Genomic DNA, 22386 nt, shown 5'->3' with positions numbered 1-22386 from the left:
GTTTAATTTAATCCTGAGCTCAGCCACAAAAGACAAATAAAATCATAGGTTCTATCTCTCTAATTGATTTTAAATTAAATTACAGATGATTATTATGAAGGAAAGTAAGGGGGAAGTTATTTGTTTTTTGGCAGTACATCTACTCCGCCATTTCGTTTGTGATTGGTGGTGCCCATTATACTGAAGTGTACGTTAAATGCCCTCGGGTATAGCGTAGGACTTATGGCCCGCGGAACTCCCATTAGTTAAACTAGGGGATGGACCCAATCCAATTAAGTTAGTTATCAAAACTTTGCAGTTGCCATGACCCTTCGATCGCCAGTGGAATTCCAAGACCAATTTGATGTCATCGTGGTGGGGGCGGGCCATGCGGGCTGTGAAGCGGCCTTGGCTACGGCGCGGTTGGGCTGTCGCACCCTCCTGTTAACTCTCAATTTAGACCGCATTGCTTGGCAACCCTGTAACCCCGCCGTGGGGGGCCCGGCCAAATCCCAGTTGACCCACGAAGTAGATGCCTTGGGGGGGGAAATTGGTAAAATGGCTGACCGCACCTATCTGCAAAAACGGGTGTTAAATATTTCCCGGGGACCGGCGGTGTGGGCGTTGCGGGCCCAAACGGATAAACGGGAATATGCGGCGGTGATGAAAAATATTGTGGAAAATCAACCCAATCTATCCATTCGGGAAGGGATGGTGACGGATTTGGTGCTGGGGGAAAATGATGAAATCCAAGGTGTGCAAACCTACTTTGGCGCCTGCTTTGGGGCCCGGTCTGTGGTGATTACGACGGGGACTTTCCTGGGGGGCAAAATTTGGATTGGCAATAAGTCCATGCCAGCGGGGCGGGCCGGCGAGTTTGCCGCAGTGGGATTAACGGAAACATTGAACGCCTTGGGCTTTGAAACTGGCAGATTAAAAACAGGGACTCCAGCTAGGGTAGACCGGCGATCGGTAGACTATGACAAATTAGAGCCCCAACCCCCCGACGACCAAGTAAGTTGGTTTAGCTTTGACCCAGCCCTGTGGGTGGAACGGGAGCAAATGAATTGTTATCTAACCAGAACAACAGCTAAAACCCATCAATTAATTAAAGATAATCTCCACCTGTCCCCCATTTATGGTGGCTTTATTGACTCCAAAGGGCCCCGTTATTGTCCTTCCATCGAAGACAAAATTGTTCGTTTTGCCGATAAAGAAAGCCATCAAATTTTTATCGAGCCGGAAGGTCGAGACATTCCCGAACTCTACATCCAAGGTTTTTCCACGGGGCTACCGGAAAATGTACAACTGGCCATGTTACAAACTTTGCCGGGGCTCGAAAATTGCGTCATGCTGCGGCCAGCCTATGCAGTGGAATATGACTTTTTACCAGCGACCCAATGCTACCCCAGCTTAATGACAAAAAAAGTGGCAGGGCTATTTTGTGCTGGGCAAATTAATGGCACCACCGGCTATGAAGAAGCGGCGGCCCAAGGCTTAGTAGCCGGCATCAATGCGGCGCGTCATTGTCAAGGTAAATCCTTGGTCATCTTCTCCCGGGAGGAAAGTTATCTCGGCACCTTAATTGACGATTTATGCACCAAAGATTTGCGGGAACCCTACCGGATGCTCACCAGCCGTTCCGAGTACCGTTTAATATTGCGTTCTGACAATGCCGATCAAAGGCTAACTCCCTTAGGACGGGAAATTGGCTTAATTGACGATCGCCGTTGGAACCTATTCCAGACTAAACAAGCTAACATTACAGCGGAAAAGGAAAGGCTGTACAGTACCCGCATTAAGGAACAGGACGAGGTGGGTAAAAGCATCGCCGACTATACCCAGCAAAGGATTAAAGGTTCTATTGTTTTGGCCGATTTATTACGGCGGCCGGGATTCCATTATCCCGACTTGGAAAAATTTGCCTTGGGGGATGACAGTTTAACCGCCGAGGAAAAACAGGGCGTGGAAATCGAAATCAAATACTCAGGCTACATTAAACGGCAACAAACCCAAATTGAACAGGTGAGCCGCCACAGCCAAAAACGTTTGCCCCCAAGCTTAAATTACATGGCCATTGAAACCCTATCCATGGAAGCGAGGGAAAAACTAACCCAGTTCCAACCCCTCACCATTGGCCAGGCCGGTCGCATTGGGGGCGTTAACCCCGCCGATATCAATGCCCTCTTGGTTTATCTGGAAAGTCAACTAAGGCGATCGGTTTCCCCTTGAGCAATTTGAACTATGGGGGCAGGGTTTAAGGGCAATTTGATCACCATTGTTGTCCCTTTTTCCGGCACCGATTCTACTTGTATTGTCCCTCCCTGGAATTCCACATAGCGTTTAACAATGCTCAGTCCCAAACCAGTACCGGGAACGTCCCCCACATTACTGGCACGGTGGAAAGCTTCAAACAGTTTTTCTCGATCCTGGGGAGGAATGCCGATGCCTTCATCCTGTACTTGGAAAAGTAAATGATCTTCATCCCTACTAATGTCCAGGGTAACCGTACTGCCCGGGGCTGAATATTTAATTGCATTACTTAAAACATTTTCCAACGCATGGCGGAGCAGCCTCACATCCACCAAGGAGCGTTCCTCCGGCTTGAGATGGTAGTTAAACTCCAGATTGTGTTCACTGCCCAGGCCACAGCTAAAATTTTCGATTACATCGTTACCCAAGTTCCGGAGGTTTGTGTTACCCAGCTCAATTTCTAGTTTATTGGCGTCGTAGCGGCTGATGGAAAGTACATCATCAATTAGTTGTTTTAGCCGTTGGCTAGCATTTTGAATATTATTGATGTAGTGTTGTTTCTTTTCTAGAGAAAGACGGTCAAAATATTTGGATAATAACTCTCCAAATCCGATAATAGAAGTCAAAGGGGTACGAAATTCATGGGAAACAATATCGACAAATTGGCTTTTGGCTTCATTTAACTCCCGTTCTTTGACTAAGGATCTCAATATTTCGATTTCCGCCCGTTTAATGTCGGTAATATCCTGACCAAATACCACTACCCGAGCGGCTTCTGACAGATCATCCACTAAAAATTCTACTGTTTGTGCCCAAATTTGTGTGCCGTCTTTTTTCTCCATAGAGAAAATAGTCCACTCCCCTAGGTTAAAACGGGCCTGTTCTAAATTTTCTGCATGTTCTTCTCGGTGAATTTTTTGCCATAGCAGTGGATCTTCATACATTTCTTGGGGAGTGTAACCAGTTAAACTTTCAAAAGAAGGATTAATGTAATACCACTTGCTAAAATTCATCGTTCTCATACCGAAGAAAATTGGCAGATTTTCCACAATACAACGTAGGGTAGCTTCGTTATCTTGAATAATTTGTAACTGTTTTCTTTGCTCCGTTATATCTTGAATTACTGCCAGCACATTGGTCTCATTTTTTGAAGTGATCAGGGCAGTGGAAATTTCAATTGTACGCAGAACTCCGTCCCGGCGGACGATTTGCCACTCCTCCTTGACCATGTCTACCCCAAAAGCCACCGCTTTCATTCGGGCGATCGCCCTTTGTCGAGATTGTTCATCGGGGTATAGGGTCTGATACCAGCCGCACTGATTAATTTCTTCCCGACTATAGCCCGTGATGGTTTCCATGATTGGATTCCAAACACTAAATTCCAGGAAAGGAAATTGGGTAACTGGCTGATAAACACATAACCCTTCCACCATTTTTTCCAATAATTGCTGACGAAAGTAATTTTCCCGTTGCAATTGAGCTTGAATCGTTTTTTGTAGAGTTATATCATGGACTATGCACTGAACAATCGAATGGTTTTCATAGGTAATCACACTGGCGGAAATGTCGACGGAAATTAATTCTCCAGATTTTTTTACCAATTTGACATCGGTTAACTCGGCAATTTGTTCCCTTCTGAGGATGCGCCAAAAGTGTCTTTGTTGAGCCTGGAACTCTGAAGGCAATAGCCTGATGTCAAGCAAAGACCGTCCAATTAATTCTTCTTGGCTGTAACCACTTAACTCCACGGCCCGATAGTTTACTTCCAGGACAATGAAATCAATCGTAATTAAAATAATTGCGTCACTGGCATCCCGCACTAGGGCTCGATATTTTGCTTCTTGGGTAGCCAGGGTAATGCTCACCTGTTCTTTTTCAATAATTTCCTGTAATAATTGACTATTGCTAGTTTCCAACTCACTAGTTCTTTCTTCAATCAGCACTTCTAGATTTTCATTAATAGTTTTTAGTTGAATTTCCGCTTGCTTGCGTTCAGTAATGTCGGAAAAAGTCACCACCACTTCCTGGATGGTATTTTCATTGTAGGATTCAGGATAGGCATTAATATATGCCCAAAGTACTCGATCAATATCGGAACGGTAAATCCCCATTTCAAAATTTCTGCAGGGCATTTGATTGGCTAAAACCTGGGCCACGGGAAACTCTTCTTTTTTCAGCTTTTTTCCTGTTCCATCAAAAAACATCCAGTATTCATCTTCTATATTTCTGCCTTCTAAATCCGTTAAACCCAGGAATTTTTCTGCCCGAGGATTAGCATAAACAATTTCGGTGTCGGCTTTATGAACTACCACGCCATTATCGAGATTTTCTAATAGACGGTAGTATTTATCCTGATTTTCCCGCAGTTCATCCTCCATTCGTTTGCGGTCACTAATATCCCGTAGGGAAACTAATTTTGCCAATTGTCCATACCAAGTAATCTCAGTTACACTAACATCAACGGTATAAACATTACCGTCGTCCACTGATAAGCTAAATTCCGTATTTTCCAATGGGCTACAAATAGTTCCCACTAGCTCTTCCAAAGTACAGTTGAGAAACTTCACTGCTTGGGCATTGGCATAACAAATATGATTATCTTGGTCTAATACCAATAGCCCGTCGTTAATACTGGCAAAAATATCTCGGAAATTGGCCTCGCTATTCCTGATAGCCTGCTCTGTTTGAGCCCATTCTGAAATATCCCGACAATTGTAAAGATAAACACCACCGTTAATGGCAACTTTCTTAAGATTGATGAGTAGGGAGTGAATTTTACCTCGCTTATCCTGAATGCTGTGCTGTAAATTTTGCAATTCTCCTTTCTCTTTTAGTTCATACTCGTTAAAACTAAAATCACCCAGAAGTATCTTAATATTTTCCATGGCGTTTACTTCTGCCACAGAATAACCAAAAATTGTATCAACTTTGGGACAAATAAAAGTAAATTTTCCGATTGAATCAGTAACAAAAACGGTATCAGAAATGTTAGCTAAGATTATTTGACTAAGTTGTTCTATCTGACTATTATTTTCGTCAACACAAACGGATTCAGTAAAATTTTCCAGATAGCTATTATGGTATTCCAGGGTTTGCTTTTGCTGGAAAAGTTGTAGATAAATTTTGACTTTGGTCTGGAGAAAAAATTCATTGGGCGGTTGCTCAAGAAAATCAACTACTCCCAAAATATCTATTTCGGCCATTGCCTTGGTAATAATTTCTTGCCGAGCCAGAAAAATAATTGGGGTTTGTTCCGCCAGGGGAAAAGAACGAATAATTTTAGCGGTATTTAACCCGTCTAACTCAGGCATTTCCTCCGCCAAAATCATTAAGGCAAACTCTGTGGTGGCGGCGGTGGCGATCGCCTCTCGGCCGGAGTTGGCTGTGATTATTTCCACCGGTAGGGAACCCAGGGCGTGGGACAGGGCAGCAAGACGTTCCTGGTGCTCATCCACTAACAGGACTTTGGGGCTAGGAATGATAGGCATGGGTTCCAAGGTCAGACATTAATTAAGACAAGGAAAATTCCATTTTTCGGGAGATGGGGGCCTTCCCCACGGGCGGTGGACTATCCCCTGCATTAAAATGTTAGTCTCTAACGATTTTTGAATTTTCAAAGTTCCCTATGACCACTTTAACGCCCATCCATGTCATCGGTGGAGGCTTAGCGGGTACGGAGGCTGCCTGGCAAATCGCCCAAGCAGGAGTTCCAGTTATTCTGACGGAAATGCGCCCCGAACGCCTGAGTCCAGCCCACCACAGTCAGGATTTGGCGGAGTTGGTTTGTAGTAATTCCTTTGGCGCTAAAGCTGGCGATCGGGCAGCGGGACTTTTACAAACAGAATTACGCAAGTTGAATTCTCTGATTATCACCACAGCGGATCGCCATGCGGTGCCAGCAGGGGGCGCTTTAGCGGTGGACCGGGGGGTCTTTAGCCGGTCTTTGACAGAACAAGTGGCCAGCCATCCCCTGGTGGAATTACGGCGGGGGGAAGTAACGGAAATTCCCAGGGAAGGTATTACGGTTCTGACTACAGGGCCCCTCACTAGTCCGGCACTAACGGAGGATTTGCAACGATTCACCGGCATGGAGTACCTCAGCTTTTTTGATGCGGCCAGCCCCATTGTGGTGGGAGACTCCATCAATAAAGAAGTGGCATTTTTTGCTTCCCGCTATGACAAGGGGGAGGCGGCCTATCTCAACTGTCCCTTTAACCGAGGCCAGTATCTCCATTTTTGGCAGGCATTATGTGAGGCGGAACAGGCTGCCCTGAAGGACTTTGACCGGGAAACAGCCAAGTTTTTTGAGGGGTGTTTGCCCATAGAGGAATTGGCCCAGCGGGGGGAGGATACTATGCGTTACGGCCCTCTAAAACCCGTTGGTCTATTTGATGCCCGTTTGGGCGACTTCCGAGATCCAGCTAATAGGGAGAAAAAACCCTACGCGGTGGTGCAATTACGCCAGGAAGATAAGGCGGGACAATTGTGGAACATGGTGGGCTTTCAAACTAATTTACGCTGGGGAGAACAGGGACGGGTTTTCCGTTTAATTCCTGGCTTAGAAAACGCCGAGTTTGTCCGCATGGGGGTAATGCACCGCAATACCTTTATCAATTCGCCCCAACTCCTGAGCGCTAGTCTTCATTTCGGCGATCGCCAAAGCCTATTTGCGGCGGGACAATTAGTGGGAACGGAGGGTTATGCCGCTGCTACGGCTGGAGGATGGTTAGCCGGCACCAATGCGGCTCGGTTGGCGTTGGGTTTACCGCTGCTCACATTGCCCGTTACGACCATGATGGGAGCCTTGTTTAACTTCATCAGTTCCGCTTCCCCCAAACATTTCCAACCCATGCCGCCCAATTTTGGCATTTTACCGGAGTTGCCCCAACGTATTCGCAATAAGCAAGAACGTTACGGCCAATATCGAGACCGGGCTTTGGCCGATTTAGAAGCTTGGCAAACTAGCATCAAAGATTTAGCAACCTGTCGAGTTTAGGGCTGGCAACTACCAAAAAAGTCGGCTTAGAATTGATACAAAGTCAAAATTAAGGAGCAATCCCATGGCAGACAGAGCCCTAATGGAAAAAATCAATGCTCTGCCCGATGCCATGAAAATTGAAGTAGAACACTTTGTCGAGTTTCTGCTGACTAAGCAATCACCAGTCAGTCCAGCAAATGATGATGGACAAAAAAATACCGTCAAGCAGATGTTCTAAAGGGGAAAATTTGGATGGCCGATGACTTTTGATTGCATGATTATCACTCAGGCTCAATGCCATAATTTGTCCGTCGTTAGCAAAGACGAAAATTTCAAGAAATATGATGTTAATTTAATCTGGGAATGAGAGCAATAATCCGTTGATAGGATTTATTTTTATCCCCTAAGCTTCATTGCTTAAATGCCTTTAACAATTGCCCCGAAATCTCCCAAGATTAAGGCATAATTACGGATTAGTCCGAGCAAGTTAAGGCGATTTTGCCGTAATTCGTCGTTTTCCGCCATCACCAACACGCTATCGGGGCCATCGAAAAAATCTGCTACGGTGGGGGCCAACTCATGCAGAGCATTTACCAAAGTTTCATAGTCACGGCTTTCTTGCACTTCTACCGCTTTGGGATAAATGGCCAACAATGCTTGGTAAACTGCTTTTTCCGAATCCTGGACCAGTTGGGGGGCTTGGATCACGGGACGGGGGTCTAGTTGGTCCATGGGTAAAGTACCCTTACTAGCTAGCTTGGCAGAACGATTAACAGTGGGATAAATCGCGTCTAAATGACCGTTGTCCCGCAATTCTTGCAGATATTGAGCCCTTTCCCTCACATCCTGTAAATCCGCCAACAGACGGTCAGACAATGTACTTTCAGCATCGTTGGAGTTTGTTTCCCCACTGCCCAACACAGCGTTGACTAGATCATAATCAATGCCCTGTTCATCCTGCAGTAAGGTTTGTAATCTTTGCAGAAAAAATGACTTTAGCGCTGGCAGCGGAGAGGTTTTGTCCGGGTGGGAAGTGACAAAATCTTGGCAACCCTGGGTCAATAGCTCCAGTAAATTGATTTCCAGGCCCGCCGCCCAGGCTACGTTAATCACGGCATTGGCGGCCCGCCGTAGGGCAAAGGGATCGGAAGAGCCGGTGGGAAGTAAACCCAGACCAAAAATACTCACCAGGGTATCAAGGCGATCGGCCATGCCCACCACTTGACCGGGTAAACCTTGGGGTAAATCATCATCCTGGTGCCGGGGGAGGTAATGCTCCACAATGCCCTGGGCCACCGCCGCCGATTCACCGCTCACGAGGGCATATTTTTCCCCCATAATGCCTTGCAATTCAGGAAATTCGTACACCATTTGGGTTACCAGATCCGCTTTGCATAGCATGGCGGTACTGTCGATTTCCCCCCGTTGTTGTTCCGTTACTCCCAACTGATCGGCGATCGCCGCCGCCATTTCCATAATGCGGTCCACCTTATCCCGCATGGTGCCCAACTCTTCTTGGAAAGTAACCGTTTCTAGTTGAGGCAGGTAACTGTCGAGGCTGTCGTCACAGTCAGCTTGATAGAAAAATTTGGCATCGGCTAAGCGGGCCCGGATGACCCGGCCATTACCCGCCGCAATAATCTCCCCTTTGCTCGGATCACCGTTGGCAATGGTGATGAAATGGGGCAATAGCTGGCCATTTTTGTCCACCACGGGAAAGTAGCGTTGATGGGTGACCATGACGGTGGTAATCACCTCCCTGGGCAAATCCAGAAATTCCTGATCAAACTGTCCCAACACCGCGGTGGGATATTCCACCAACTGTTCCACTTCAGCGAGCAAATCATCATAGATAATGGCTTCGCCTTCTAGGGTGGCCACCTGGGCGGTAATTTGTTGCTCAATCATGGCCCGGCGTTCCTGGGGATCCACCACCACCCCGGCTTCTTTTAACTGGGCCAAATAATTTTGCCCATGGTCTAAGCTGACTGCTTCCGGGTGCAAAATGCGGTGCCCCCGGGAGAGGCGATCGCCGACTAAGGTGGTGGAACCATTGTCAATATGTAGGGGTAACACTTGGTCATCCAACAGACAAACCAACCAACGAATGGGACGGGGAAAGCGCCAATCTCCATCTCCCCAGCGCATAAACCGTCGGCCATCTAAAGTTTTGAGCCAACCCAGGGCCAATGTGGGTAACAAATCCCGGCTAGCTTGGCCCTGCACTTGCTTATTGACAAAAATAAAATCCCCTTTGGGGGTGGAGCGGACTTCAAAATCCTCTGGGTTAACCCCCTGTTTTTTAGCAAAGCCCAACGCCGCGGGGGTGGGTTGGCCATCCTTGAAAGCGGCACTGGCCGGTGGCCCCTTAATTTCCTCTAGGCGATCGGGCTGACATTCCGGTAAACCTTTGATCAACACCGCCAAACGCCGGGGCGTGCCGTAAATTTCCACTGACCCCGGTTGTAAAAACTCCGCCGCCAAACCTGGGGGAATTAACCCTTGCCACTGGGCGATCGCACTACGAACAAAATCGGCGGGTAACTCTTCGGTTCCAATTTCAAATAGAAAAGTTTGCAGGGGCATAGGGCAAGGGAGCAATGGGTCGGTTAGGGAAGGCAAAAGCCACCACCAATAACCATATCAGGCAAGTTGAGGTGGGGCATAGGGATTTTTGGCAATGGCATAAAATCAGCCCATTTACGGGCAGGTGCTTGCACCATCATTTCTGGACTAGGTTTTAATGGTCAGTGTTGACCATTGACCGATTACTGCCCACTGAACCCTAGACCGAAAATATAACCTTAATATCAAAGTTTTTATGAAAGCCCTCATCCTCTCCGGTGGCAAAGGAACCCGGTTGCGCCCCCTCACCTACACCGGGGCTAAGCAGTTGGTACCCGTGGCCAACAAACCAATCCTTTGGTATGGCATTGAGGCGATCGCCAAAGCTGGCATTACCGACATTGGTATTATCATCAGCCCAGAAACGGGGGAGGAAATTAAAACTGTCACCGGCAACGGGGAAAATTTTGGCGCCCAGATTACCTACATTTTGCAATCAGAACCCCTGGGGTTGGCCCATGCAGTGAAAACGGCGGCGGATTTTCTCCAAATGTCTCCTTTTGTGATGTATTTAGGCGATAACCTAATTCAAGATGACCTAGAGCAATTTCTCGATCATTTCCAAGCAAAATCTCTCGATTCCTTGATTTTATTGCGGCGAGTGCCCAATCCCAGCGCCTTTGGGGTGGCCACCGTTGATGACCAAGGTAAAGTGCTGGCCCTGGTGGAAAAACCGGAGCATCCCCCCTCCAACTTGGCCCTAGTGGGACTTTACTTTTTTGCCCCCACTATTCACCAGGCGATCGCCAATATTGAGCCCTCTGCCCGGGGAGAACTAGAAATTACCGATGCGATCCAATATCTGATCAGCCATGGTTATGGGGTAGAATCTCTGCAACTAGAAGGATGGTGGCTAGACACCGGCAAAAAGGATGATCTACTGGCGGCCAATCAAATTATCCTCGATAGCCTAGTGGAGAAAAATATCCAGGGTACCGTAGATGAGCAAAGCAAAATCTCCGGTCGGGTAACCATTGGCCCCCACAGTCAAATTATCAACAGCGTCATCCGTGGCCCCGTGGCGATCGGCTCAAACTGTCATTTAGAAAATTGTTTCATCGGTCCTTACAGCAGTATTGCCGACGGAGTTAAAATCAGGGAAGCAGATCTTGAACATAGTGTCGTGCTCCAGGGAGCCAGCATTGTGGCCATCCAACAAAGAATTGTGGATAGTGTCATCGGCAAAAATGCCAAGATTTTCCCCGCTCCCTGCCGTCCCCAAGCTTTACGTTTCCTGATTGGTAATGATTCGCAAGTGGAACTGATTGGACCCTCTTCCTACCCCCAAGACTAAAACTCCCCGGCAACCTAGACTAGTTTTGCTAGAATGGTGCCAACTCAAATCGCGGCGGATCTGGCCATGTAGATTACTAAATCAACCGGATAGGTGTTCCCTATGGTTCTGCTACCACCGTCCTCCGGGATTTGCATTAATCTAGAGTCTGTATTATAAAGACAACCGGGGGTTAATTTCTTAACCTTTCTTTACTTTAGATCTCTATCGATCTTTTCACCGTCCATCCACAGGAGTCCAACGCCCCTATGCCCGAGCTTGCTGTCCGCACCGAATTTGACTATTCCAGCGAAATCTACAAAGACGCCTACAGCCGCATCAACGCCATTGTCATTGAAGGCGAACAGGAAGCCTACAGCAACTATCTCCAGATGGCGGAACTCTTACCAGAGGACAAGGAAGATTTGGTCCGTTTAGCCAAAATGGAAAACCGTCACAAAAAAGGTTTCCAAGCCTGTGGCAACAACCTCAAAGTTAGCCCTGACATGCCCTATGCCCAGGAATTCTTTGCCGGTCTCCATGGCAATTTCCAGCAAGCTTTTAGCGAAGGGAAAGTTGTTACCTGTTTGTTAATTCAAGCTTTAATTATCGAAGCTTTCGCCATCGCCGCCTACAACATTTACATCCCCGTGGCGGACGACTTTGCCCGGAAAATCACCGAAGGCGTGGTCAAGGACGAATACACCCACCTCAACTATGGCGAAGAGTGGTTAAAAGCCAACTTTGCCACCGCTAAAGAGGAACTGGAGCAGGCCAACAAGGAAAACCTACCCCTGGTGTGGAAAATGCTTAATCAAGTGCAGGGGGATGCCAAGGTATTGGGCATGGAAAAAGAAGCCTTAGTGGAAGATTTTATGATCAGCTACGGTGAAGCCCTCAGTAACATTGGCTTCAGCACTAGAGAAATTATGCGCATGTCCTCCTACGGTTTGGCCGGAGTCTAGTCCAGGTCGGCAATATCTCAAACTATTTCATTAGGCCCACAAATCCCGAGCTTCCTAGGATCTGTGGGTTTTTCCCCTGTTTTTGGGTACTTTTAGGAAGCTGGCCCATGCCAACGGGAAGTTCGTCAAATTGTGCCATACTGTGTAAAGCTTTATGGCTATCGGAGTCGTTAACTGAGCGGAAAGCGATACCTTCCCCTATTTATTCTGACTATTATCAATGTTTGGTCTTATTGGTCATCTCACGAGTTTAGAACACGCCCAAGCGGTTGCCGAAGATTTAGGCTATCCTGAGTACGCCAACCAAGGCTTGGATTTTTGGTGTTCTGCTCCCCCCCAAGTAGTTGATAACTTTCAGGTGAAAAGTGTGACAGGGCAGGTAATTGAAGGCAAATATGTGGAGTCCTGCTTTTTGCCAGAAATGTTAACCCAACGGCGCATTAAGGCGGCCATTCGGAAAATTCTCAATGCCATGGCCCTAGCCCAAAAGGTGGGTTTGGATATTACGGCCCTGGGCGGTTTTTCTTCGATTGTATTTGAAGAATTTAACCTCAAGCAAAATAATCAAGTCCGCAATGTGGAACTAGATTTTCAGCGGTTCACCACTGGTAACACCCACACCGCCTATGTGATTTGCCGTCAGGTGGAAGCTGGCGCTAAACAGTTGGGTCTTGATCTAAGTCAGGCCACAGTAGCGGTTTGTGGCGCAACGGGGGACATTGGTAGTGCAGTATGCCGGTGGTTGGATAGCAAACACCAAGTTAAAGAATTATTGTTAATTGCCCGTAACCGCCAGAGATTGGAAAATCTCCAAGAGGAATTGGGTAGGGGCAAAATTATGGATTTGGAAACAGCCCTGCCCCAGGCAGACGTTATTGTTTGGGTGGCTAGTATGCCCAAGGGGGTAGAAATTGCCGGAGAAATGTTGAAAAAGCCCTGTTTGATTGTGGATGGGGGCTATCCCAAAAATTTAGATACGCGGGTGAAGGCGGATGGGGTGCATATTCTCAAGGGGGGCATTGTGGAGCATTCCCTGGATATTACCTGGGAGATTATGAAGATTGTGGAGATGGATATTCCTTCCCGGCAAATGTTCGCCTGTTTTGCAGAGGCAATTTTATTGGAGTTTGAGGGCTGGCGCACTAATTTTTCCTGGGGCCGCAACCAAATTTCCGTCAATAAAATGGAGGCGATCGGGGAAGCTTCCGTCAAGCATGGTTTTTGCCCTTTGGTGGCCCTGTAGCTGGCAAGATGTTGAGTTTTCCGGAGTTGGTTCCGGTTGACGAAGTTTGAAACGGTGGTTAGTCTCCGTTCAAGTCCTCAACAGCCTATAGGGAATGCCGCCAATTAACCCTAATGGGGCGCAATATCTGCTAAAAATCTCTCTTCTCTGCTGCAATCTATTAAATCAGCAAAACCAAAGGATGCGTTCTTAATTCTGCTAGGCTAACCGAAAGATGGACTGTTTTGTGTCCAAACTTATGGCTAGTTAAAATAAAATTGAGACGATATTACTTTCTATGAAGCTTGTGTCAAGAGCTCTTTAGCCTGTTACTCTGCCAGCACTCTTAATTGAATTAGCTATAAATCAAAGACTAATCTATCGTAGTCTAATACCGCTGGCGTCAGAGGGTCTGGCTCAGTTGGGATAGGCAATGGCCCATGAGAAAATAGACCACCAAGGTGGCCGCCGCCGCTGCTGCTACCAGAGTTCCAGCTAGCATCAAAGAAAATTCCTGCTCTTCGATCGCCTGTTGCATCAGGTGGAGCGACCAAGCCACCAAAGCCACATCAAAAATGAGAATGGGCACCAACATATGTAACAAAATGTAAACCTTTAAGTTACATTCTAATCTATTAGCCAGCCCTGGCAATCAAAAATCTAGTAATTTAAACTTTTCTGCGGTTTTGAGGCACTGCCCTGGCGGATTTTGTCCGTGCTTCTCTGAAACCTATTCACTTTTATCGATGCGGAAAAATTTTCGCCCTAGCTAGTGACCCCTAGTTTGTTCAAAGGCGATCAGACAACAAAAGCACTGGCCACTGGTCAGTCTGCCTCTTCCTGCAGAATCAGCCGCTCCTGAACTTTTCTCAGAGTACAAACTCGATTGGCAGGTAGACGGGGCAATGGCAATTCCAAATTGGGCCAGGATTCCACCTCAACACAAGGACAAAGGCAACTGGGAATTTGGCTGCGGGATAGGGGCACGGGCAATGCACAACGGGCACAACTGATAATCTCCCAATCACCGCTGAGCAAGCTTTGCAGAGTTTGTTCCGTCCCTTCTAGGTAACAATCTTCCCGACTGGTAAGGATACGTTGCCAACAGTCTTCAAAGGCTCGGGAAAATCTTTGGCCAGCAAAAATTGGGCTAGGCAAAACCACCTCGTCACTTTTTGGAAAGATTACTCCCCGGCCAAGCTGAAACCAGTGACCTAAATAGTTTTTAACTTCAATGGCGTCTGCCATGTCGAATAATACTCCTGAAAAACCCAGAAGTTCCCTCCTGCTGTGCGGCTGGCTTCCATGTTAACGATTTCTGAGTGGGCACTAGCATTTGTTTACAACAACTTAATGATTGCTTCAGTTTTCAAAATCAATCCCTTGATGGCGGTAAGGGTTCTCCCCATTGGCGCAGATCCACCGCATAACCCCCAGTTACTAGGTAAACTTGACTACACAATCCTCCCAATTGGCGAGTTAACGCCCCTAAACGGTCTCGAAAAATACGTCCCAGGGGGTAGGCCGGAATCACCCCCCACCCCGTTTCTTCGGCAACGAAAATAATGGTGATGGGGACATTTTGCAAATCTGCCACAAAAGTAATGAAGTCCATTTGCTTAGTCCGCCATTGCTCCGGGGACAACTCCAGGGTATTGGCTACCCAGCCCCCCAAGGAGTCCACTAAGGCACAACTTCCCGGCGGTAGGGTTGCTAAAGTATCGGTCAAATGCTGATCAACACAGACCGTTTGCCATTGGAGCGGACGGCGATCGCGGTGTTGTTGAATACGGTTTTGCCAGTCTGGGTCGGCGGCATTTTCTTTGCCAGTGGCAATGTAGATAACTGATGGATGGTTTTGGGCAAGATGCTCGGCCCATTCACTTTTACCTGAACGGCTGGGGCCGGTGACAAGGATAGGGAGGGCCATGGAAGTACGACAGTGGGGCGATCATAATTTTAGGGGACAGTAAAAAAACGTTTCAAGAAATTGCCCTGCCACTATAGGCTAGGATCTTTGAGTCCCGATTATCACCGACAGTGAATGTCCCCCCGCCAATTAAATTTTCTCAGTGCCTTTAGTCTCAGTGTGGCGATCGCCATTGTTTATCACCAAGTCTGGGGCATCGCATTGGCCCTACCTGTGCTACCCAGCGAGGGGATGGGAACAGGGACAATGGCCGCAAGTGCATCAATTAATCTTTTCCAGGCTTTTATATTGGGATTTATCCAGGGAGCAACGGAATTTCTCCCCATTAGTAGTACGGCTCACCTAAAAGCGTTGCCCATGGCCTTGGGTTGGGGAGATCCTGGGGTGGCCTTCACCGCCATTATTCAGTTGGGCAGCATTGTGGCAGTACTGTGGTATTTCTGGGGAGATTTAACCGCCATCACCAAGGGCATTATCAAAGCAATTCAAACCCGCCAATACGACTCCCTCGAATTTAAATTGGGCTTAGGAATTGGTTTGGGCACCATTCCCATTGTCTTCTTTGGACTGTTAATGAAGGTGTTAGTCCCAGACCTGGACAATTCCCCTTTTCGTAGTTTGCCCACCATTGCCATTGCTTCCATTGTCATGGCATTGTTGCTGGCCCTGGCGGAAAAATTAGGTACCCACCGCCGCCCCTTTGAAAAATTACGCTGGCAGGATGGCCTAGTGATGGGCATAGCCCAGGCTTTAGCCTTAGTCCCCGGAGTATCTCGTTCTGGGTCAACTTTAACGGCGGGTTTGTTTATTAACTTGGAACGGGCCGCCGCCGCCAGATTTTCCTTTTTGTTAGGCATTCCGGCCATTACTATTGCTGGTTTGGTGGAGCTCAAAGGGGTAATGGATCAACATTTGGGTAACGATGCCATTCTGCCCCTGATTGTTGGTACTATCTCCTCCGCTATTTTTTCCTACCTGGCGATCGCCTGGCTGATCAAATTTCTACAAAAACGCAGCACTTGGATTTTTGTTTGGTACCGTCTAATTTTCGGGATAGTTATTTTATTGACTTTGGCAATGGGAACCCGAGCGTAAATATCGATTGGCTTGGGGCAGATTGTAACGTAATAATGTACGATCTTGGCGCTCTAATTCGTAAATGGGCAAATCTTCGATGGCATAGTCCAATGCTGCCATAACTTGTTGTCCTAAAGCCTTAGCCAAGCAGGGAACGACGGAATTGCCAATTTCTCGAAAGCCATGCCAAATAGTATTATGGAACTGAAACCAATCGGGATAGGTATGGAGTCGAGCGGCTTCCCTAACAGTAATACATCGAGGCAAGGCGTAGTGTATTGGTCTCGGGGCGGTGTAAGCTCCCTTATCGCTGCCAGTTCCCGCCCTGAGGGTATTGCATAAACCAGTTGCTGATAGCCGCAGAAATCGGCTGGTTTTATCTACAGTTCCTGGCAAGGTATCAGCAAATCTTTTCATTGATTTTTCCGTATGGAGAGAACCAATATGGCCATAAACCAGATTATCAACCTGACGTTTATGGCAGAGAGAAAACACCCCATTGGGCTTGATAGCATAACTTTTTCTCAAGGCTGAATAATCCAGTAAATCTGCGGGAATGCCCCGATCTTCTCCAGTTAAATAGGGAGGATGGGGGGTGAGATCATCAATGGCTTCCCCACAGGTAAATAGGGGTTGATGGTTTATAGTAGAGGGTGATTTTTGCGAATTTTTACCTTGTTCTACTTCAGCCAAATCGAGATGGGAAGGCGGCGGATAGGTAGCGGGAGCGACATCCTTTCTAGAGCCGAGAATGATTAATCTTTTACGTTTTTGGGGAGCACCGTAAAGGGATGCGTCTAGAACTAAAATTGGTTTTTCGATGTGGTAACCAATACTTTCAAATTCTTCAATTAGTTCCTCTAAAAACTTTTTGTGTTGCCCCGATTGGATACCTGGAACATTTTCAAATAAAAAATATTTGGGTTTGAGATCCCGAATCATTCGCACATATTCAAACACCAAGGAATTACGGGGGTCATCCAACTGTCTTTTGCCCATCAAGGAAAAACCCTGGCAGGGTGGCCCCCCAGCAATTAAGTCTATGTTGCCTGAATAACCATGGCTGTCCACCTCTCGAAGAATTTCCTCGGCAGTTACCTGGGCAATATCCCGGCAAATGGTGGCCCCATAGGGAAAATTATGATGATGAACTAAGCAATGTACAGCGTCAACTTCCACTGCGGCAGCAATGTCAAATCCAGCGGCTTCTAAACCCAAGGACATGCCACCACAGCCCGCAAACAAGTCGATGGCAATGGGTCTGGCCATGGTTTTTCCGGTTTGTTACTAGCGGCTCAATTATCTTTAGCTGGCCGCAGTTAGCTAGTTCAGCTATGGATTCTTAAACGTTGCCATTACTCCCACTCGATGGTGCCAGGGGGCTTGGAGGTGATGTCATAAACCACCCGGTTTACCCCCTTAACTTCGTTGACAATGCGGTTGGAAATAGCTTCGAGGATGTCGTAGGGGACCCTAGCCCAATCGGCGGTCATGCCGTCTTCACTGGTGATGAAGCGCAACACAACGGGGTGGGCATAGGTGCGCTTGTCTCCCATTACGCCCACGCTACGGATGGGCAGCAGTACGGCAAAGGCCTGCCAATAGTCGTGGTAAATGCCCTGTTTGGAAATTTCATCCCGCACAATGAAATCCGCATCCCGGAGAATGTTTAACCTTTCTGAGGTAACTTCCCCAATAATACGGATGGCTAGGCCCGGGCCTGGGAAGGGATGGCGGCGGACAATTTCTTCCGGCAGGCCAATGGAGCGACCTAGTTTACGGACTTCATCTTTAAAAAGTTTGCGGAGGGGTTCCACAAGCTTAAAGCGGAGATTTTTCGGTAGACCACCGACGTTATGGTGACTTTTGATTTTTACTGCCACCCGTTCGCCGGTTTTGGGGTCAACATTGCTGTCGGCGGACTCAATCACGTCGGGGTAGAGGGTACCCTGGGCTAGGTAATCGAAGGGGCCAAGGCGTTGGGATTCTTCTTCAAACACCTGAATGAATTCGTGGCCAATCAGACGACGTTTTTCCTCCGGATCGGTTACTCCTTCCAGCTGCTTGAGGAAACGATCCCGGGCATTGACGTATTGGACAGGAATATGAAACTGATGATCAAACAGTTCCACCAACCGTTCCGGTTCCCCTTTACGCATGAAGCCCTGGTCAATGAACATACAGGTGAGGTTGTCGCCGATCGCCCGATGGAGCAGAAAGGCCAAGGTTGAGGAATCCACCCCACCGGATAGGGCCAACAATACCCGGCGATCGCCTACTTGATTCCGCACTTCCCGAATGGATTCTTCGATGAAAGCGTCGGTAGTCCAGGTGGGGTCGCAGTGGCAAATGTGATAGACAAAGTTGCGGATCAGGGCAATGCCCCCTACGGAATGGACAACTTCGGGATGGAACTGCACCCCAAATAGGGCCCTTTGATGATCGGCGATCGCCGCACAGGGAGTGTTATCGGTGTGGGCCAATACCTCAAAGCCCAAGGGTAGATCCACACAGGAATCCCCATGGCTCATCCACATGGTACTACCGTTTTCTACATTGGTAAGCAGGTCGGTGGGGTCATCAATGTGCAAACTCGCCTTGCCATACTCCCCCCGCTTGGCCCGTTCCACCCGGCCGCCTAGTTGTTTGACCATCAGTTGCATGCCGTAGCAGACCCCCAACACGGGAACGCCCAACTGAAAAATTTCTGGGTCACACTCGGGAGCCCCCTGGTCATAGACGGAATTGGGGCCACCGGAAAGGATGATGCCCTTGGGTTTAATTTCCCGCAACTGCGCCGCTGTGGTGCGATAGGACAAAACTTCCGAGTAAACCTCGGTTTCTCGGATGCGTCGGGCAATTAGTTCCGAATATTGGGAACCAAAGTCTAAAATGATGATGATCTGCCCCTTGAGGCGATCGGAAACGCGCTCCAGCAGAGGATGGTCGCTTACAACGGGGGGAATCGGGATTTGGGTAGTCACGGCGATCGGCAGTCAGGAATTTATATCTGGAGGTGAGGGCGAATCCCCAGGCAAACCTCAGAAAGACTAGATTCGTGGTGTTGTTTCCGGGTCTAACTGACGGCAAGGCCATGGTCGTCAACAATCCCAGTATTCTACCCCAATACCTGAAGCCCAGAATAACCCACCGCAAATCTGCGCTAAGATGGGGGCGGAAAATTGCAGAGGTTCTTCTCAAAAATTCCCTGGAGAGGTGGCAGAGCGGTTGAATGCGGCAGACTCGAAATCTGTTTTGGGGCAACTCAACGGGGGTTCGAATCCCCCCCTCTCCGTATCAGGATTAAACCGGCAAAACTAACAGTTGATTTGAGGGCTGGTCAGGGTTGGACGAAACGGTTTCCCCAGCCCCTAGTCTGCCCCTGAGATTTACCATTACTGAAATTTACCTAAATTTTTCTTGACATAATGGTGAGAGATACATTAGGAAAGGGCTTGTCGGCGAAACTATTCCGCTGTTAAGTTTGTCTTTTTTAACCAGATTCGGTCTCCCCGTGCCCAGCAATTACCGTGTTTAAATCCTTTTCCCGCAAGCTTAAGCGTTCCACTGTCGACTTTCTCCACCAGTTAGCTAACACATTGGAAGTGGGGGAAGAGGGCAAGTCTTCGGCCAAGGCAGGGGAATTTCCCAATGGGCCAGATTCTTCTCCCCAGGGGGAACTGATCGCCGAGTTATCGGAGGACTTATCTGGGCCGGCGGCCAACTTAGCAAAGCCAGAACTAGACCCGGGCCATGGCAGGGAAATGGTGACCGCCATCAATATTCAAAATGTTCGGAATGGAGCCTCAACCCCGGAAGAAATTACAGCCGTTGAATCAGGTCAAGGCAACGGCAATAGCCATGTTGCGGTGGTGCCTCCCAGTGTTTCCCCATCGGCAGATGCCCCCCCTTCATCCTCTTTGGACCGGAGTAACCGGCGGCGGCGCCGAAGAAGAAGGAGTAAAGAAAATAGGGCTTCCTCCAAAGCGCCCCTGGCCCTAACTACTGGTCTGAAAACCCTGGGGCGATCGGTGTCCCGGTTTACCCAACAACCCCGATTTTGGTTTGTGTTTGGTTTTGGCTTGGGGGCCGGGGTCGGTACCTCTGCCTTGGCCTGGGGCTTTTACCAGTTGGAGACCATGACCCAAGTGGCGATCGCCGATGTGGTGACCTATGCCCCTCCGGGCACCATGACTATCAAAGCGGCCAATGGTGCCACTCTCCAGGAAATTGGCAACGTTAGCCACGATACGGTGACCATGGGTAAAATCCCTCCCCTGATTGAGCAGGCCTTCATCGCCAGTGAAGATAGTCGCTTTCGGGAACACCGGGGTATCGATCCCCAGGGCATTATCCGGGCATCCCTGTCCAATGTTCAATCCGGGGACGTGGTACAGGGGGGTAGTACCATTACCCAACAGTTAGCTCGATTAGTTTTTTTGAATCAGGATCGCACCCTAGCCAGGAAGTTGAAGGAAGTGCGACTGGCCCAAAAAATTGAGACTGCCCTGCCCAAGGATCAAATTCTGGAACGCTATCTAAATTTAATTTATCTAGGTTCTGGAGCTTACGGGGTGGCGGATGCGGCCCACGCCTACTTTAGTAAGACCCCAGAGGAGTTGACCTTAGGGGAAGCGGCCACCTTAGCAGGGGTGGTGCCGGCCCCCAGTGTTTATTCCCCCCGACAGAATTTAGAGTTGGCTACCCGTCGCCGTAATGAAGTGCTGAACCGTATGGCAGAGGTGGGCTTTATTACCTCCGCAGAAGCCCAGGCGGCGATCGCCGAGCCCTTGAAAATAAATCCCAGTCCTTTGAAGCGGTTTAATCGAGAAGCGGAATTTTTCACCGACTACATTTTGGATGAGTTGCGGGCTAAATTGCCGGAGGAGGAACTCCAACAGGGGGGGTTAACGGTGAACACAACCCTTAATAACCAATGGCAAGAGGAGGCTCAAACCATTCTCACCAATGCAGTGAAGAAATATGGCCGCTGGCAACGGTTTTCCGAAGGGGCGATGGTGGCCATGGATCCCCGCACCGGGGCGATCAAAATGATGGTGGGGGGCAAGGATTACCAAGGCAGTCAATTTAACCGGGTGACCCAGGCCAAACGGCAACCAGGTTCTACTTTTAAGCCCATTCTCTACGGAGCGGCGATCGCCTCGGGTATTTCCCCCAACAAAAGCTATCCCAACGTGCCCATTGACATTGGCGGTTACCAACCAGCTAACTACGGTGATAGTTACAGCGGTGGCAACATGTCTTTGCGGGATGCCCTCACCAGTTCCGTGAACGTAGTGGCGGTTCGTTTACTGCTGGATGTGGGTTGGAATCCGGTCATTAACCTAGCCAGGCAAATGGGCATTAGTTCCAAACTAGGACCCACCTATTCCCTTGCCCTCGGGGCCTGGGAAATGACTCCTCTAGAAATGACCAGTGCCTACGGAACCTTTGCCAATAAGGGTATCCATGTGCAACCCTACGCCATCCAAAATGTGGTCAACACCAAAGGGGAAGTAATTTACAAAGCCGAGCACAAACAAACCAAAGCCCTAGACCCGGACAGCAATGCCATTATGACTTCCATGATGCGCAGTGTGGTCACCTCCGGCACCGGTCGTCCAGCCGGACTAGGCGATCGCCAGGTGGCAGGTAAAACGGGGACATCGGACGAAGCCAAGGACCTGTGGTTTATCGGTTACATTCCCCAACTGGTGACGGGGGTATGGTTGGGTAACGATAACAGCCGCCCCACCAATGGGGCCAGCACCACTGCGGCCATGGTTTGGGGACAGTTTATGCGGGATGTCACCAAAGGAATACCCGTTGAATCCTTCCCTGCCATGCCCAAAAATCCGGACCAGCGCAAACCCAGTATCAAAGCTGAGCCCATTAAGCGTCGGGTGAAAGTCCTCGCGCCTCCCAGCTCCCCGGAAACGGACAGCCAAACCACCACGGATCGACCCCGTCGTCGTCGCCGTACCCAGACCGACGCGGCCCGCCCCAGCAACACCCAAACCGCTAGGACCACTGCCCCAGCTCCAGCTTCTGCGCCCTCTGCTCCGCCCAGGACAGTCAGTGCCC

At 48.7% G+C, this 22386-nt stretch carries 16 protein-coding genes and 1 tRNA gene; 10 read left to right on the top strand and 7 right to left on the bottom strand.

Going from position 1 to position 22386, the window contains the following annotated elements; translation table 11 throughout:
- The first annotated feature begins 303 nt into the window (after positions 1-303).
- Entirely contained in the window at positions 304-2211 is a 1908-nt protein-coding gene (gene mnmG, locus IQ219_RS01695) for a tRNA uridine-5-carboxymethylaminomethyl(34) synthesis enzyme MnmG (protein ID WP_194071504.1), read from the top strand.
- On the opposite strand, the gene IQ219_RS01690 is transcribed toward mnmG, so the two are convergent.
- On the bottom strand, positions 2184-5720 hold the full coding sequence (locus IQ219_RS01690) for a PAS domain S-box protein (RefSeq protein WP_194071503.1): 3537 nt from the start codon (positions 5718-5720) through the stop codon (positions 2184-2186). The genes mnmG and IQ219_RS01690 overlap by 28 nt on opposite strands.
- Positions 5721-5857: 137 nt before the next feature.
- Between IQ219_RS01690 and trmFO the strand changes: the two genes are divergently transcribed.
- The 3 genes from trmFO to IQ219_RS20465 all read left to right on the top strand — a co-directional run bounded on the left by trmFO (position 5858) and on the right by IQ219_RS20465 (position 7577).
- Positions 5858-7228, top strand: a complete 1371-nt coding sequence (trmFO, locus tag IQ219_RS01685) for an FADH(2)-oxidizing methylenetetrahydrofolate--tRNA-(uracil(54)-C(5))-methyltransferase TrmFO (protein WP_194020241.1) — start codon at positions 5858-5860, stop codon at positions 7226-7228.
- Between the two features lie 64 nt (positions 7229-7292).
- Positions 7293-7448 carry a DUF2281 domain-containing protein gene (locus IQ219_RS01680; protein WP_228016627.1) on the top strand — a complete coding sequence of 52 codons (156 nt, stop codon included), beginning with the start codon at positions 7293-7295 and terminating at the stop codon, positions 7446-7448.
- Positions 7449-7469: 21 nt separating this feature from the next.
- Positions 7470-7577, top strand: a complete 108-nt coding sequence (locus IQ219_RS20465; RefSeq protein ID WP_368667547.1) for a PIN domain-containing protein — start codon at positions 7470-7472, stop codon at positions 7575-7577.
- A 50-nt stretch (positions 7578-7627) separates the two neighbouring features.
- On the opposite strand, the gene glyS is transcribed toward IQ219_RS20465, so the two are convergent.
- Positions 7628-9796 carry a glycine--tRNA ligase subunit beta gene (gene glyS, locus IQ219_RS01675; protein WP_194020242.1) on the bottom strand — a complete coding sequence of 723 codons (2169 nt, stop codon included), beginning with the start codon at positions 9794-9796 and terminating at the stop codon, positions 7628-7630.
- Positions 9797-10031: 235 nt separating this feature from the next.
- On the opposite strand from glyS, the gene IQ219_RS01670 reads away from it, so the two are divergent.
- From IQ219_RS01670 to IQ219_RS01660, 3 genes are all read left to right on the top strand, one after another.
- Entirely contained in the window at positions 10032-11129 is a 1098-nt protein-coding gene (locus tag IQ219_RS01670) for a glucose-1-phosphate thymidylyltransferase (protein ID WP_194071502.1), read from the top strand.
- A gap of 248 nt (positions 11130-11377) precedes the next feature.
- Positions 11378-12073, top strand: coding sequence for an aldehyde oxygenase (deformylating) (locus tag IQ219_RS01665; RefSeq protein WP_194071501.1), 696 nt, complete (start codon positions 11378-11380; stop codon positions 12071-12073).
- 220 nt (positions 12074-12293) lie between these two features.
- Complete coding sequence (locus IQ219_RS01660; protein ID WP_194020245.1) at positions 12294-13316, top strand: long-chain acyl-[acyl-carrier-protein] reductase; 1023 nt, start codon at positions 12294-12296, stop codon at positions 13314-13316.
- A gap of 382 nt (positions 13317-13698) precedes the next feature.
- On the opposite strand, the gene IQ219_RS01655 is transcribed toward IQ219_RS01660, so the two are convergent.
- From IQ219_RS01655 to cobU, 3 genes are all read right to left on the bottom strand, one after another.
- The gene (locus IQ219_RS01655; RefSeq protein ID WP_010873442.1) at positions 13699-13890 is read right to left on the bottom strand and encodes a hypothetical protein; all 192 of its coding nucleotides are present in this window, start codon (positions 13888-13890) and stop codon (positions 13699-13701) included.
- A 230-nt stretch (positions 13891-14120) separates the two neighbouring features.
- Entirely contained in the window at positions 14121-14543 is a 423-nt protein-coding gene (locus IQ219_RS01650; protein ID WP_190598251.1) for a hypothetical protein, read from the bottom strand.
- A 127-nt stretch (positions 14544-14670) separates the two neighbouring features.
- Positions 14671-15225, bottom strand: coding sequence for a bifunctional adenosylcobinamide kinase/adenosylcobinamide-phosphate guanylyltransferase (gene cobU, locus IQ219_RS01645; protein ID WP_194071500.1), 555 nt, complete (start codon positions 15223-15225; stop codon positions 14671-14673).
- Positions 15226-15339: 114 nt separating this feature from the next.
- Here cobU and IQ219_RS01640 point away from each other — a divergent pair, with 114 nt between their 5' ends.
- Positions 15340-16320, top strand: a complete 981-nt coding sequence (locus IQ219_RS01640) for an undecaprenyl-diphosphate phosphatase (RefSeq protein WP_194071499.1) — start codon at positions 15340-15342, stop codon at positions 16318-16320.
- Here the strand turns inward: IQ219_RS01640 and IQ219_RS01635 are convergent.
- Complete coding sequence (locus IQ219_RS01635; protein WP_194071498.1) at positions 16288-17571, bottom strand: DNA cytosine methyltransferase; 1284 nt, start codon at positions 17569-17571, stop codon at positions 16288-16290. The genes IQ219_RS01640 and IQ219_RS01635 overlap by 33 nt on opposite strands.
- An 86-nt stretch (positions 17572-17657) precedes the next feature.
- Positions 17658-19286 (bottom strand): glutamine-hydrolyzing GMP synthase, encoded by a 1629-nt coding sequence (guaA, locus tag IQ219_RS01630; RefSeq protein WP_194071497.1) that lies wholly within the window; start codon positions 19284-19286, stop codon positions 17658-17660.
- Positions 19287-19512: 226 nt separating this feature from the next.
- On the opposite strand from guaA, the gene IQ219_RS01625 reads away from it, so the two are divergent.
- A tRNA-Ser gene (locus IQ219_RS01625) sits at positions 19513-19597 on the top strand.
- Positions 19598-19832: 235 nt separating this feature from the next.
- Positions 19833-22386 (top strand): transglycosylase domain-containing protein (locus IQ219_RS01620; RefSeq protein ID WP_194071496.1); only part of this gene is annotated, 2554 nt, incomplete at its 3' end.

It is taken from the genome of Synechocystis sp. LEGE 06083 (assembly GCF_015207725.1).
Lineage (GTDB): Bacteria > Cyanobacteriota > Cyanobacteriia > Cyanobacteriales > Microcystaceae > Synechocystis > Synechocystis salina.
Note: the sequence above shows the minus strand (reverse complement) of the source record. Positions and strands in the feature narration are given on the sequence as shown.

Bases quoted from the DNA above. Each gene is read 5' to 3' on its own strand.
- mnmG (WP_194071504.1), top strand. From the start codon at position 304: ATGACCCTTCGATCGCCAGTGGAATTCCAAGACCAATTTGATGTCATC.
- IQ219_RS01690 (WP_194071503.1), bottom strand. From the start codon at position 5,720: ATGCCTATCATTCCTAGCCCCAAAGTCCTGTTAGTGGATGAGCACCAG.
- trmFO (WP_194020241.1), top strand. From the start codon at position 5,858: ATGACCACTTTAACGCCCATCCATGTCATCGGTGGAGGCTTAGCGGGT.
- IQ219_RS01680 (WP_228016627.1), top strand. From the start codon at position 7,293: ATGGCAGACAGAGCCCTAATGGAAAAAATCAATGCTCTGCCCGATGCC.
- IQ219_RS20465 (WP_368667547.1), top strand. From the start codon at position 7,470: ATGACTTTTGATTGCATGATTATCACTCAGGCTCAATGCCATAATTTG.
- glyS (WP_194020242.1), bottom strand. From the start codon at position 9,796: ATGCCCCTGCAAACTTTTCTATTTGAAATTGGAACCGAAGAGTTACCC.
- IQ219_RS01670 (WP_194071502.1), top strand. From the start codon at position 10,032: ATGAAAGCCCTCATCCTCTCCGGTGGCAAAGGAACCCGGTTGCGCCCC.
- IQ219_RS01665 (WP_194071501.1), top strand. From the start codon at position 11,378: ATGCCCGAGCTTGCTGTCCGCACCGAATTTGACTATTCCAGCGAAATC.
- IQ219_RS01660 (WP_194020245.1), top strand. From the start codon at position 12,294: ATGTTTGGTCTTATTGGTCATCTCACGAGTTTAGAACACGCCCAAGCG.
- IQ219_RS01655 (WP_010873442.1), bottom strand. From the start codon at position 13,890: ATGTTGGTGCCCATTCTCATTTTTGATGTGGCTTTGGTGGCTTGGTCG.
- IQ219_RS01650 (WP_190598251.1), bottom strand. From the start codon at position 14,543: ATGGCAGACGCCATTGAAGTTAAAAACTATTTAGGTCACTGGTTTCAG.
- cobU (WP_194071500.1), bottom strand. From the start codon at position 15,225: ATGGCCCTCCCTATCCTTGTCACCGGCCCCAGCCGTTCAGGTAAAAGT.
- IQ219_RS01640 (WP_194071499.1), top strand. From the start codon at position 15,340: ATGTCCCCCCGCCAATTAAATTTTCTCAGTGCCTTTAGTCTCAGTGTG.
- IQ219_RS01635 (WP_194071498.1), bottom strand. From the start codon at position 17,571: ATGGCCAGACCCATTGCCATCGACTTGTTTGCGGGCTGTGGTGGCATG.